This is a genomic window from Mesorhizobium sp. M1A.T.Ca.IN.004.03.1.1 (assembly GCF_003997555.1).
Lineage (GTDB): Bacteria > Pseudomonadota > Alphaproteobacteria > Rhizobiales > Rhizobiaceae > Mesorhizobium.
The window spans coordinates 55207-67485 of record NZ_RZTV01000013.1; the positions used below are offsets into that span (position 1 = coordinate 55207).

13 protein-coding genes are annotated in these 12279 nt (G+C 62.2%); 3 read left to right on the forward strand and 10 right to left on the reverse strand.

What is annotated here, in order from left to right; translation table 11 throughout:
• Window positions 1-32: 32 nt before the first annotated feature.
• Window positions 33-863 carry an SIR2 family protein gene (locus tag EOD29_RS27225; RefSeq protein ID WP_095829150.1) on the forward strand — a complete coding sequence of 277 codons (831 nt, stop codon included), beginning with the start codon at window positions 33-35 and terminating at the stop codon, window positions 861-863.
• Between the two features lie 97 nt (window positions 864-960).
• Window positions 961-2139 carry a beta-glucosidase gene (locus tag EOD29_RS27230; protein WP_127248486.1) on the forward strand — a complete coding sequence of 393 codons (1179 nt, stop codon included), beginning with the start codon at window positions 961-963 and terminating at the stop codon, window positions 2137-2139.
• Window positions 2140-2148: 9 nt separating this feature from the next.
• On the opposite strand, the gene glf is transcribed toward EOD29_RS27230, so the two are convergent.
• On the reverse strand, window positions 2149-3285 hold the full coding sequence (glf, locus tag EOD29_RS27235; RefSeq protein ID WP_127248487.1) for a UDP-galactopyranose mutase: 1137 nt from the start codon (window positions 3283-3285) through the stop codon (window positions 2149-2151).
• Between the two features lie 2 nt (window positions 3286-3287).
• Complete coding sequence (locus EOD29_RS27240; RefSeq protein ID WP_067328529.1) at window positions 3288-4460, reverse strand: glycosyltransferase; 1173 nt, start codon at window positions 4458-4460, stop codon at window positions 3288-3290.
• Window positions 4461-4785: 325 nt separating this feature from the next.
• Here EOD29_RS27240 and EOD29_RS27245 point away from each other — a divergent pair, with 325 nt between their 5' ends.
• Window positions 4786-5703, forward strand: a complete 918-nt coding sequence (locus EOD29_RS27245) for a hypothetical protein (RefSeq protein WP_066993843.1) — start codon at window positions 4786-4788, stop codon at window positions 5701-5703.
• A 30-nt stretch (window positions 5704-5733) separates the two neighbouring features.
• Here EOD29_RS27245 and EOD29_RS27250 read toward each other — a convergent pair whose 3' ends face one another.
• Genes EOD29_RS27250 through EOD29_RS27285 form a run of 8 tightly spaced genes read right to left on the reverse strand, consistent with a single transcriptional unit; the run spans window position 5734 to window position 12262 of the window.
• Window positions 5734-6150: a c-type cytochrome gene (locus tag EOD29_RS27250; RefSeq protein ID WP_067328533.1), complete on the reverse strand. Its 417-nt coding sequence runs from the start codon at window positions 6148-6150 to the stop codon at window positions 5734-5736.
• Entirely contained in the window at window positions 6131-7009 is an 879-nt protein-coding gene (locus EOD29_RS27255) for a cytochrome c oxidase assembly protein (RefSeq protein ID WP_127248488.1), read from the reverse strand. The genes EOD29_RS27250 and EOD29_RS27255 overlap by 20 nt, the downstream gene beginning before the upstream one ends.
• A complete protein-coding gene (locus EOD29_RS27260) occupies window positions 7006-7347 on the reverse strand; it encodes a hypothetical protein (protein WP_067328538.1) in 342 nt (113 codons plus the stop codon). The genes EOD29_RS27255 and EOD29_RS27260 overlap by 4 nt, the downstream gene beginning before the upstream one ends.
• A complete protein-coding gene (locus EOD29_RS27265) occupies window positions 7347-7952 on the reverse strand; it encodes a cytochrome c oxidase subunit 3 (protein ID WP_067328539.1) in 606 nt (201 codons plus the stop codon). Before EOD29_RS27265 ends, EOD29_RS27260 begins: the two co-directional genes overlap by 1 nt.
• Window positions 7949-9925, reverse strand: coding sequence for a cytochrome c oxidase subunit I (gene ctaD, locus EOD29_RS27270; RefSeq protein WP_082954049.1), 1977 nt, complete (start codon window positions 9923-9925; stop codon window positions 7949-7951). The genes EOD29_RS27265 and ctaD overlap by 4 nt, the downstream gene beginning before the upstream one ends.
• The gene (coxB, locus tag EOD29_RS27275) at window positions 9922-10935 is read right to left on the reverse strand and encodes a cytochrome c oxidase subunit II (RefSeq protein ID WP_245475448.1); all 1014 of its coding nucleotides are present in this window, start codon (window positions 10933-10935) and stop codon (window positions 9922-9924) included. Before coxB ends, ctaD begins: the two co-directional genes overlap by 4 nt.
• Window positions 10932-11465: a c-type cytochrome gene (locus EOD29_RS27280; RefSeq protein WP_127248489.1), complete on the reverse strand. Its 534-nt coding sequence runs from the start codon at window positions 11463-11465 to the stop codon at window positions 10932-10934. Before EOD29_RS27280 ends, coxB begins: the two co-directional genes overlap by 4 nt.
• Complete coding sequence (locus EOD29_RS27285; RefSeq protein ID WP_245322488.1) at window positions 11462-12262, reverse strand: substrate-binding domain-containing protein; 801 nt, start codon at window positions 12260-12262, stop codon at window positions 11462-11464. Before EOD29_RS27285 ends, EOD29_RS27280 begins: the two co-directional genes overlap by 4 nt.
• Between the last annotated feature and the right edge of the window lie 17 nt (window positions 12263-12279).

Genomic DNA, 12279 nt, shown 5'->3' on the forward strand with positions numbered 1-12279 from the left:
CCCCACCCGCGGCAGCCCACTCAGCTTCGGCAATGAACGAGGACCCGATTCTTCCACTCGCTAAAGCGATCCGAGAGCGCAATGCGGTGCTCTTTGTCGGAGCTGGTGTTTCGATGAGCGTGGGGCTGCCTTCCTGGGAGAAGCTGATTGAACGCATGGCGAGCGAACTCGGCCTGGATGGGGCGAGACCGCGTGATCGCTTCCAAACCCTGGCCGAGTATTACCGGATCAAGCATGGCAGCATCGGGCCGTTGCGCAGTTGGATGGACAGGCACTGGACCGTGACGAGGGAGAAGATTCGGGAGTCCGAACTGCATCGTCTGATCGTCGCGCTGGATTTTCCGGTGATCTACACCACCAACTATGACCGGAACCTCGAAGTCGCCTTTGAGATACACGGCCGCGCATACGTGAAGGTGGCCAATGCTCGGGATGTCTCGAAGGCTCGCCGGGACGTCGCGTGTATCGTGAAATTCCACGGCGACTTCGATGACGATTCCTCGCTGGTCCTTACGGAAACCGACTATCTCGATCGGTTATCCTTCGATTCGCCGCTCGATGTGCGGTTTCGTTCCGATGCGCTGGGCAGCACGGTTCTGTTCGTCGGCTATAGTCTCTCGGACCTGAACATCCGGCTGCTGTTGCATCGGCTTTGGCAGACATGGAACCGTTCGGGCTACGAGGCGGATCGGCCGCCGTCATACATTTTCATGGCGAGCCGAGACCCCGTCGAAGAAGCCGTGCTGGGGCGTTGGGGTATCTCCGTGCTCACAGGCGACAACGACGATCCGGAAGTCGGTCTCGTGAGTTTCCTCAGTCGGCTGGCCGAGGTTGTGAACGATCAGGAGATCACGCTGGGTTGAACGCCGTTCAGCACGCGGCAAGAACGAAGAATTTGCCCAACCCAAAGAGGGTTTCGGCCGTTGGTCGACCGTGCCGGCCAATGCAAGGAGTAGGAATGTGCCGCAAGCCGTTAGCCCAAAAGTGAATCCGGCTGCCAGCGCGGTCACATTCGACAGTTTTTTCATGGGCGGTTTCGAATGCTCCTCGCACCGGCGAAAGGATGGCGTGCGTCTCGATCTCGTGCGGGCGACTGGCCATGATTCTCACGCAGAACGCGACTATCGCGGCTGCGCGAACCTTGGGCTCAGAACTGTTCGTGACGGGCTACGCTGGCACCTGATCGAGAAGGCGCCGGGCGTGTACGATTGGTCGAGTTGGGCGCCGATGATCGAAGCGGCAAATCTCGCCGGCGTTCAGGTCATCTGGGATGTCTTTCACTACGGAACCCCCGATTATCTTGACCAGGGCGGGAAGGAGCTGATCGAGCGCTATGCCGATTTCGCAGCGGAAGCTGTCCGGTTGCATCGGGCCGTCAGCGGGAAGCCTGCGCTCGTCTGCCCGATCAACGAGATATCGTTCTTCGCCTGGGCAGTCGAAGTGGGCTATTTTCCACCGGCCGGCCCAAGGCGAAGGGGTTGGTTCAAACGCCACCTCGTCAAGGCTGCCGTGCAAGGCATACGAGCCATGCGCCAAGCGGATCCAGAATGCCGGTTCATCTGGGCCGAGCCGCTTATTCACATCGCGCCGCGCGATCGAAGCCGCGCGGAAATGCGGGCGGCTGAAAAAGTCCGTCAAGGACAGTTCGAAGCGTACGACATGCTGATGGGGCGCGTCGAGCCGCAGCTTGGCGGCAGCGAAGATCTCATCGATGTCATCGGTCTGAATTTTTACCCGCACAATCAGTGGTACCTGCACGGGCCAACAATCCCGATGGGGCATCACGAATACCGGGCTCTGTCGGAAATGCTCGTCGAGGTCGCCCGACGCTACCGACAGCCGATGTACATTGCAGAGACAGGTGCGGAGGGATCGGGGGGCCCGGCATGGCTTCACTATGTATGCGGCGAGGTGCGGGAGGCTATGAACCAAGGCGCGCCGGTCGGGGGTATTTGCCTTTATCCGATCACGGCTTACCCGGGATGGGACAATTCACGCCACGCCGAAGTTGGCCTTTTCTCCGTCATCCATGCGGATGGATCGCGCCGCACCCGTCAGTCGATGGCCGATGAACTGGCGAGGCAGCAGAGGCTGTTTGAGAAGCATTCTCGACCCACGCAGCCTTGCAATCAAGAGTAGCAAGCGGCTTTAGCCTGGCACAGCCATTGCCGGCTGCAAGGCGCCTCCAATTGGGACCGTCTTCTGAATGCGGGCGAAAGTAGCCAGAGCCTGACCCACGACCTGGTCCATGTTGTAATAGCGGTATGTCGCAAGGCGGCCGACAAACCAGACATCCGGGCGACTGGCGGACAAGGCTTCATATTGCTTGTAGAGCGCTTCGTTTTCCGGCCGGGGCACCGGGTAATACGGATCGCCAATGTCGGTCGGGTATTCATAGGTGAGGCTTGTCCGGGCGTTCTTCTGACCGGTCAGATGCTTATACTCGGTGATCCGGGTGAAGTCCTCCGTTTGCGGATAGTTGACCACAGCGACCGGCTGGAACTGTTCACAGTCGACGGTCACGTGCTCGAAACGCAGTGAGCGATACGGCAGGCGGCCAAGTCTCCAGTCGAAGAATTCGTCGACAGGGCCGGTGTAGATCAGCTTGCGGAACGGAATCCGGTCCCGGACCTCACGATAATCGGTCTGCAGCATGATCTTGATATTGGGATGGTTGAGCATGCGCTCGAACATGCGCGTGTACCCGTTCGCGGGCATGTGCTGGAAGCTGTCGCCGAAGTAGCGGTCGTCGCGGTTGGTCCTGGTCGGAACCCGGGCGGTTACCGATTTGCTAAGCTGGGAGGGGTCTACGCCCCATTGCTTCCTGGTGTAGCCGCGGAAGAATTTCTCATAGAGTTCCCGCCCGACGGTACTGACCACGACGTCCTCGGCCGTGTGGACTTCCTCGATGATCTCGCGACGAGACGCGAAGAAGTCTTCCAGTTCCACCGGATCCAAATCGAGACCATAGAGGCGGTTGATCGTATCGAGATTGATGGGGATCGGGAGAAGCATTCCGTCGACCGCCGCCAGCACACGATGTTCATACGGCCGCCATGTCGTGAAGTGTGACAGATAATCCACGATGGACCGCGCGTTTGTATGGAATATGTGCGGCCCGTAGCGGTGGATGAGGATGCCTGCTTCGTCGTAGCAGTCATAGGCGTTACCCCCGATGTGATTGCGGCGATCGATGAGGAGAACACTTTCTCCCCGCTGCGAGGCAATCCGTTCGGCGAGAACGCTGCCGGCGAAGCCGGCGCCGACGATCAGCCAGTCGAACATGGTCAGGCGCTCCTGCGGAACGGGACGACCTTTTTCCGAGCACTGGCGTTCCTAATATGAGCGGCCATGCCATTCCATGTGCGCTTCCAGGACATGTCCCGGAGATAGGCATCGACCTGCTGAAGCCGCGCCTCGCGCGATTGGGTAAGGACGGATCGCAGCTTGATGTCGACGTCCTCGGCGTCCACTATGTCGACGAGCCCGGCTGCGCCGTAGGTTCGCACAACATCGACAATTGCTGTTGAAACCACCGGCAGGCCAGCGGCGAGGAACTCCGGCGTTTTTGTCGGGCTGATGAAGCGTGTGGCCTCGTTGAGCGCGAACGGCATCCAGCCGGCGTCCCAGTGGCGCAGATAATCTGGAAGATCGGCATAGGCTTTCCCGCCGAGCCAATGCAGATTGCCCGCTGTCGGCAGGCTGCTCGGGTCGATCTTGACCACCGGACCGAGCATGACGAAATGCACGTCCGGCATGGCCTTGGAGGCCTGGGCCACGAGATCGATGTCGAGGCGCTCGTCGATGACGCCGAAGAAGCCCACCCGTGGATGAGGGATGCCGAATTGATCGGCCGGGTCCTTGCCGGGTGTCCTTGCCTTGTGGAAGTGGCTGACGTCGATGCTGCTCGGAAACGGATAGATGGCACGGTGTTGGCAGCGCTTCGCTTCAAAGAGGCTCAAGCCGCCGGTGAAGACCACGTCGGCGCGCCCGAAGAGGGCTCGCTCCATCATGGCCAGCTCGGTTGGCGCATTCTTGAACGCCGAAAGTTCGTCCATGCAGTCATAGACGCAGACATCGCAATTGATGTGCGCGCTGAAGCGTAGGGCCATGGGCGTGTAGTACCAGGCGGTCAGGTTAGTGTGCGGCGTCGAAGCGATGATCCGGTCGAGATATTTGCGCTGCACGGCATCAGCTCTGGCCGGGCTTGTGCCAATTGGAAGCAGAGGAGTCGCGACCCGAATTGCCGGCGCCACCTCTGAGAAACGCATCGAAGGATGCGAGCGCTCCTCGAAAACAGGTTCCTCGAAATAGATAATCTCATGTTCCTTCGCGGCCAAGGTAAGAATATGTTGTGGACGCTGATAGACAAAATTCCATCGTAAATGAGAGAAGCATACCAGTAAGTCTTGCGTCTTCGTGGTTTTTCTGCGAGTTGGTATTCTTATTGCCGCGTCCATACAAATTTTCCCTAGTGGCAGAACGGTGTATATTGCGATTAACATTTGTTAATCGCAGGCAGCGGAGGCGAGATCCACCTTTCCGTCTAACTTTCCGTCGAATAACTTGTTCCAGCCGCGAACCGTTAAAGCGGCGAAGGATCATGCCGCGGTGCTGCTGCCCCTTTGGGAGGTGGAGCCAAGATTCGCACGCAGGTTCTTGGGGACGGTCACTCGGTGGCCGTATTTCGGTAGCATGGGCAGCTAAGCTGTTCGACGGCTCCAACGATTCGCCTGGACCGGAGCCAAACGAGCCTCAAACGGCCGGAAATTAATGGGGCAAGTGATGAAGATCGAGTTCGAGACGAATGTGTTCCCGCTCTTCCATCCGCAGGCGGTGGATGATCTCAAGGATCCATGCCCCGTCTTTGACGGCAGGCTTTGGCACGTCTTCGGCTCGAGCGGCACGGTAACAACCGAGAGTTGGAAGATACTTCACGCAACCGCGCCGGAGCTGCATGGTCCCTGGACGGAGCACGAGCCCATCGAGCTTCCTGTCACAGGATCGGGCGTTGCCGCGCCCGGTGTTGTCTACGAGCTCGGCGTCTTCCACATGTTCATCCAGACCGAGTTCATGAAGTCCGGCGGCCGCTGTGAGCACGCGGTGTCGAATGATGGCTTCAACTGGGTGGTGCTCAACCCGGCAATCCTGTCGATCCCTGGCACGGACGAAGATGGGATCTATGATCCGCATCCGGCGATCATCGGCGGCAAGCGCTACATCGTCTATTCCGGCATGCCGAAATTCAGTCGTGTGCCGCAACCCGATGTCTACCTGGCGCGCAGCCAGTCGGACTCGTGGTTCGGACCTTGGAAGCGGCTGGGCAGGATCCTCGACCATAGTGAGATCCCACACCACAATACGCGCGATGATCCCGACTACGAGTGGGGGATCGAAGGCGCCCAACTGGTCGAGCTCCCCGATGGCCGCGTGCTTCTGAACGCCACGTGCTTCCTTCCGCGGGGAGCGCGAGGAAGCCGACAACGCGTGTTTTTCGCCATCGCCGCCGAGGTTACCGGACCCTACGTCTCGATAGGTCCGGTTCTTGATCCAGGCGGGCCAGGAGAAAACGGTCACTCCACCGTCATGATCGAGGGCGAACAGCTCACGCTTTTTTACCAGAGCCGTGTCGCGGCGACGAACCATCGCTGGCGATATGGCCTCGCCAGATGCGATATCAGCGTCCTGTCGAAGGTTGCGTGACAGCCCAGGTTCCGGCGCGGCGGGGTTCAATTATTTCAAAGCATAGAGATAGGCCGCGATATCACGCGCCTGCTGTTCGGTGATCCTCGTCGATGGCATGGCGGTGTGCGGATTAACCTCTCTGGCGCCGCGTATCCAGCGGATCAGGTTCTCCGGATTGTTCGCCAGCACGCCGCCGATAATGACCCGGCCGGCGAGGCTGGCGTCGAGGCGCGGGCCGACCTGACCTTGCGCGCCCGGCACGCCAGGGATCGTATGGCAGCCGGAGCAGCCGTTCGCGGTCATGATCGGAATGGCGCGCGCGCCCACGCCGCCGGTTGCCGCGTCCGACTCGTGCCGGACACGATCACGCCGGTCGGCCCATAAGGCCACGGCGGCGACGGCTACGGCAACTACGATCATGGCGGCGAGGGCGCCGGCGATCAGTCTAGCCAGATCGGAGCGCATGCGTCGCCTCCCTGGTTCCGCTCTTGCTTATCCAGAGGCCGGCGAGCAGCAAAGCGGCTCCGCCATAGATCAGGCCAGCCGGAACCCACATCACCAGACCCGCAAGCTGCTGGTCCTCGATCGGGCTTAAACCCCACAGCGCTGCGCCACCGGCATTTTCCGGATACCATAGTTTGGGCGACAGCAGCAGCAGCACGCCGAGCAGGCCGGTGTGCATCGAGGTGAAGAAGAGATGCATGACAGCGCTGCCATAGGCCTGCTGCCGACCGGAACGGGGCAGAAGCGCCCACCAGAACAGCAAGGCAGTGCCGAGGAAGCTCACATGCTGGGTATAGTGCAGCACGCCCCGCTGCAGGGCTGCCTCGAACAGGAACGGGATGTGCCAGATCCAGATGGCGATCGCGTGGATGATTGTTGCGTTGAGAGGGCGGCTGGCGAAGGCCCAGACCGCCTGCAGCATCTTGCCATGCGTGAGCCTTCCCGTTCTCTGCCGAAACGCGACCGGGAATGCCCATACCAGTGCCGCGCCGGGGCGGGCTGCAACCAGCAGCGGAGCCGCCAGCGCCATCAGCAGCTCGTGCTCGATCATGTGAGCGGCAAAGACCCGCTCGCCGAGCGCATGGATCGGGCTGACCAGCGCTCCCGTCAGCACGCACCACCCTGCGGCGAACAGCAAGGTTTGTCGTATCCGCTCTGGTCGGCCTCGGCTGCTGCGGCGCCACAGCCGGTTGGCGCCGGTCGCATAGACCAGCGCGAGCGCGGCCAGCGGAAGCGTGATGGGAAGGGCAAGCGTCCACCCGGTCTCGGGCGCGCCGGCGCCGTAGCAGATCGAGGTCGAGAAGAACGCCTCGAAACTCATCGCAGGCACTCGTCGAGGATGAGCGCGGCGCTGGCCTGCATGACGATGACGAGGGCAAACAGCAAAGCCGAAAGCATGCCGAGATCGGCGATGAATCGCTCGGTGCTGCGTGTACGCTCCGGTTTGAAGGCGGCGCCGCCTTGCCGCTTCGCCTGCCACGACAGGACGCCGCCGAGGAGCGAAAACACCATGAGCACCAGTGCGACGGAAAGCACCACCGGGACCTGGCGATTACATTGCCAGGGCACCAGCGCGTAATTCAGCTGCGTAGAGATGGCCCAGGCCAGAGGCCCCGACACAAGACCACCCCAGGACGTTCCCAAACGCAGCGCGCGCATCAGCCTAGCCTCGGGGCCCAGTAGATGAGCAGATAGATCGGGATCCAGGTCAAGACCACGAAATCCCAGTAGAAGACGTTGTCGCCGACGTCGCCGAAACGCCGGCCGCTATAGGCGTGGCGCGTGAACATCAGCACTGTCAGAACGATCGTGTCGCCGACATCGGTGATCAGATGGATGGTGTGCAGGCCGAGCAGCACCCAGAGCATCGAGCCATAAGCGTTGGTGTCCCAATAGATGTTCAGGGCCGGAAACTCGAACCAGCGCACGATGAGCGGCGCGCTGCCGAGCAGCGACATCACCACCATGCCGATCCGCACCGGCCCGATGGCGCATTGCTTGGCGTAGCGGTTGAGGAGGTGGTTCGGCACCAGGCTGACGATGAGAAGCAGCGTCACGATCGTTCCCGGCCAATGGTTGGGCTCCGGGGCGCTCAGACGCCAGTTGGGCCACAAGGTCGCCAGATACAGATAAGCGCCGGCCGCCAGCGCAAAGCCCATTCCTTCCAATGCCATGAAACCGAGCGTACCCCACCAGGTCGGGCTGCGCGGACCAAGCCCGAAGCTTGGCAGGCCCGACAGATCGGCGGCGGGACGCTGCTTCATTCCTCGTCCTCCGGCGTATCTTTCGGCCAGAACCAGCCGATCAGGGTGATCGCGATCGGCGCGGCGCCCCAGACGATCGCCCAGGGCGTGAAGATCGAATACAGAAAGGTGCCGCCGACAGCGATCGCAGCGAACAAGGGCCAGATCGACGGCGTCGCCGATTTCTCGCGGATATCGGGATGCGCTTCCGCCACCGTCGAGATGAGGAGCTCGCGCACATCGACGCGAAGGCCGGTGGCGACGGGAAGGGCCTCGCGTTCGGCCCAGAGCGGCTCGACATTCGTGACGATTGGAATGCGCGCGAAATTATAGCTTGGAGGCGGCGAAGACGTGGCCCATTCCAGCGTGCCGGCATCCCAGGGATTGTCGCCGGCCGGCGCGCCTTTCAAGGCGCCATGCACGAGGTTGAAGGTGAACAGCACGAAGCTCAGGAAGAAGAGCACCGCGCCGCCGGTGATGAACAGGTTGATGTTCCCCCAGCCAAGCTCGGCCGGATAGGTATAGACCCTGCGCGGCATGCCCCACAGGCCGACAAGGTGCATCGGGAAGAAGGCCGCGTTGAAGCCGATGAAGGCCAGCCAGAAATGCCAGCGTCCGAGGCGCTCGCTCATCATGCGGCCGGTGATCTTGGGGAACCAGAAATAGGCGGCACCCAGCAGTGGGAAAACCGAGCCGCCGATCAGCACATAGTGGAAATGCGCGACGACGAAATAGGTGTCGTGCACCTGCAGGTCGAGCGGCACCGAGGCCAGCATGACACCGGTGAGACCGCCAATGACGAAGATGAAGAAGAAACCGAAGACGAAGAGCAACGGCGTGCGGATCACCGGTCTGCCGTCCCACAAGGTCGCCAGCCAGCAAAAGATCTGCACGCCGTTGGGAATGGCGATCAACATGCTGGATGCCGTGAAGAAGCTTGCACCGAGCTTCGGCAATCCCGTCGCGAACATGTGGTGGACCCAGAGACCGAACGACAGAAAGCCGACCGCGATCAACGACAGGACCAGCCCGAGATAGCCGAACGCCGGCCTTCGAGCGAAAGCGGGAATGATCGCGGAGACGATGCCCGTCGCCGGCAGGAAGATGATGTAGACCTCGGGGTGACCGAAGAACCAGAACAGGTGCTGGAACAGCAGGGCGTCGCCGCCCTCCGCTGGATTGAAAATATGCGTTCCGACCAGCCGGTCGAGGATCAGGAAGGTCGAGGTGATCATGACCGCCGGCATGGCGAAGACGACGACGAATGAGGTCACCAGCAACGCCCAGACATAGAGCGGGATCTTGTCCAGCGACATGCCTGCCGCACGCTGCTTCAATACGGTGACAATGGTCGCGACGGCGACCGCCAGCGATGAGACCTCGGTATAGGTGATCATCTGCGCCCACACGTCGGCGCGCTTGCCGGGACTGAATTCGGGACCTGACAGCGGCACATAGGCGAACCAGCCGACATCCGGCGCCATTGCAAGGGCGAAGGACACCCAGGCGAAGAGACCTCCCGAGACATAAATCCAATAACTGAACGCGTTCAGGCGCGGAAAGGCGATGTTGCGGCTGCCGACCATCAGCGGCACCAGATAGATGCCGGTCGCCTGCACGATGGGCACGGCAAACAGGAACATCATGGTGACGCCATGCATGGTGAACAGCTGGTTGTAGAGGTCCGGCCCGATCAGGCCGCGTTGCGGTCCCGAAAGCTGGATGCGCATGGCGACGGCGCTCAGCCCGCCCAGGCACAGAAACCCGAATGCCGTGATCAGATAGCGCCTTGCGACGACCTTGTGATCAACGCTGGACAACGCGCCGATGATGCCGGGCGGCGTCCGCCATGTGCGCGCGAGCCAGCGGTGAAGGCTGGCATCGTCCATGCCGGTGTCGCGCGGCCCATCACGTTCGGGGGCAACGTCGCCCTTGGCAGTCGCCTCACGTTCCGGCGGCAGGTCGCGTTCGCTGGCCAGGTCCGCGCTGCTCATTTCAGGCCCTCGAGATAGGCGACGATCGCGTTGAGCTCGTCGCCATTGAGCTCAACCACCGGCATGTGGGAGCCGGGCTTGATGCCTTGCGGGTCGGCTATCCAGGCGGCGAGATTGCCGCGGCTCATCGTCAAGGTTCCCGCGGCAAGTGTTTGCCGGCTGGCAATATGGGTGAGATCCGGAGCGACCGTTCCGCCCGCGGGCGTGCCGCCGATCTTGTGGCACATCACGCAGGGACGCTTGAGAAACAAGTCCGCGCCCGCCTTCGCCTCGTCGCCCGTCGGGGCCGCGGCCGGCTGCAGCTGGTCGTTCCACCAGGCGTCGAACTTTGCCCGCGGCTCGGCGATGATAAAGGTGCCCATGTTCGCATGCTGCGCGCCGCAGAACTCGGCGCACTGGCCGCGATAGGTTCCGGGCTTGTCCGCCTTGACATCCAGCACGTTCATGTGACCGGGGATGAGGTCGAGCTTGCCGGCCAGACTTGGGATCCAGAAGGAATGGATCACATCGGTCGAGGTCAGAAGAAGCCGCACCGGCTCGCCGGCGGGGATGTGGATTTCGTTCGCCGTCGTCAGGATGCGGCTCGGCGTGGCATCCTCATAGCGCACCTCCCACCACCACTGGTGCCCGGTCACCCGAATGGTGAGCGCAGCGTTCGAGCCGATTGCCGCAAGCGTCCTGTTGGCCAAGAAGCTGAGCAGGGTCAGCCCGACCAGCGTCGCTGCGGTCAGCCCGACAGCGATGACCACAACGCGCAATTTGCGATGGTCGGCGCTGGCGTCGAGCATCAGCGGCTCGGTGCGCCTGGGTGGCCGCATCAACAGCGGTGCGGCGAGAGCGATCATCACCAGCACCCACACTACCGAGCAAAGCCCTATGAAGAACCAGATCAGCCATGCCAACTCGCTCGCCGCGGGGCCTTTCGGGTCGAGCGCCGATTGCCAGCCCGCGCATCCCTGGAGAGAAAGGACGCTTGCCGCGGCAAACGCCATCGAGGCGAGGCCTTTCACGGCGACTTCCCCAGCGTGGCGGCATCCGGCATGCGGTTTTCCGACGGATGGGGCATCATGTCGTCATTTCGCTGTGGCGCAGCGGAAGAGGGCGCGTTGCCGCTTAGCGAACGCACGAAGGCCGCCAGTTCCCAGATCTGATCGTCGGGGATCTTGTTGCGGAAGCTCGGCATGCCGTTCGGACGTCCGTCGCGGATGGTGGCGTGAATGCTTTCCATGGAGCTGCCATAGATCCACTTCTGGTCCATCAGCGCCGGGCCCATGCCGCCGCCGCCATTGGCGTGGCATCCCGAACAGTTGAACCAGCCGAACAGGCGCTTGCCCTCGCTGAGATGAAAGGCGTTCGCCTCGAAGCTCGCCGCCTTGTTGTTGCTGGGGGAGGGCCTTTGGCCGCCAGGTTCCAGCGTAGTCACGGGCGTCGGCTGCCCGCCGGAGCCGAGCGAAGATTGCGGGCGCGTGTCCCGCTCCTCGCGCTGGCATGCCGCCAAGGCGAGCGCCACGGACAGCAGCGTCGCGAGACCCAGCCTCATCGCACCGGGCTCCCGGCGATGTCGAGAAGCGGAACGCCATATTGCGTCAGAACCGCGTCGATCTCGGCCTTGTGCCTGGCGAGCGCGCTATTCACATCGCCGCGCAGTCGCTCGTCCTCGCGCCGAACGCCCATCGAGATGTCGTACATCAGTGGCAGTTGCGGTCCATCGATGCGAGGTGTGACCGGCGTGATCCGGAGCGGCACCTTTTGCTTCGTAGCGAAGTAACCGGCGAGCGGGCCCCAGACCACGGCGACGTCGACCTCGCCGCTCGCGACAGCTTCCACAATGCGCGCCGCGGGGTTGGGAGCGGAATAGTCGCCGTAGACCGGGTAGCCGACGAGATGTCCGACAATGCCGCGACGGCCGAGCGCCTGGACCGGCGGCGAATTGGCGCCGTCATCGCCGATGAGCTGAACGCCGATGCGCATGTCGCGCAGCCGTGGATCGTTAAAGGACGTTACGTCCGGTCCATCCTGTCGTGCGACAAAGACGTAGGAGGATCTGTAGTAGGGCGAGGTGGTGCGTAGCATTTCGACATTTGCCGGCGTTCCGAGCACCAGATCGCAAAGCCCCGCTTTCAGCGTGTTGCGAACGAAGCCGCGGCGCTGCGCCCACCAGGTGTAGGTAAGCTTCGCGCCAAGGTCGGCCGCAACGATCTCGGCGATCTTGTTCTCGAAGCCTTCGCCGCTGGCGTCGGAGAACGGCATGTTGTTGGGATCGGCGCAGGCGCGCAGTTCCCGCGCATCCGCCGCGCCGGCCAGAACCAGCCAGACCAACGCGACGAGACCGGCCACGAGGGCCCGCGGGGCGG

Coding starts and splice junctions, on each gene's coding strand:
- EOD29_RS27225 (WP_095829150.1), top strand. CDS start 33: ATGAACGAGGACCCGATTCTTCCACTCGCTAAAGCGATCCGAGAGCGC.
- glf (WP_127248487.1), bottom strand. CDS start 3,285: ATGTTCGACTGGCTGATCGTCGGCGCCGGCTTCGCCGGCAGCGTTCTC.
- EOD29_RS27240 (WP_067328529.1), bottom strand. CDS start 4,460: ATGGACGCGGCAATAAGAATACCAACTCGCAGAAAAACCACGAAGACG.
- EOD29_RS27245 (WP_066993843.1), top strand. CDS start 4,786: ATGAAGATCGAGTTCGAGACGAATGTGTTCCCGCTCTTCCATCCGCAG.
- EOD29_RS27250 (WP_067328533.1), bottom strand. CDS start 6,150: ATGCGCTCCGATCTGGCTAGACTGATCGCCGGCGCCCTCGCCGCCATG.
- EOD29_RS27255 (WP_127248488.1), bottom strand. CDS start 7,009: ATGAGTTTCGAGGCGTTCTTCTCGACCTCGATCTGCTACGGCGCCGGC.
- EOD29_RS27260 (WP_067328538.1), bottom strand. CDS start 7,347: ATGCGCGCGCTGCGTTTGGGAACGTCCTGGGGTGGTCTTGTGTCGGGG.
- EOD29_RS27265 (WP_067328539.1), bottom strand. CDS start 7,952: ATGAAGCAGCGTCCCGCCGCCGATCTGTCGGGCCTGCCAAGCTTCGGG.
- ctaD (WP_082954049.1), bottom strand. CDS start 9,925: ATGAGCAGCGCGGACCTGGCCAGCGAACGCGACCTGCCGCCGGAACGT.
- EOD29_RS27280 (WP_127248489.1), bottom strand. CDS start 11,465: ATGAGGCTGGGTCTCGCGACGCTGCTGTCCGTGGCGCTCGCCTTGGCG.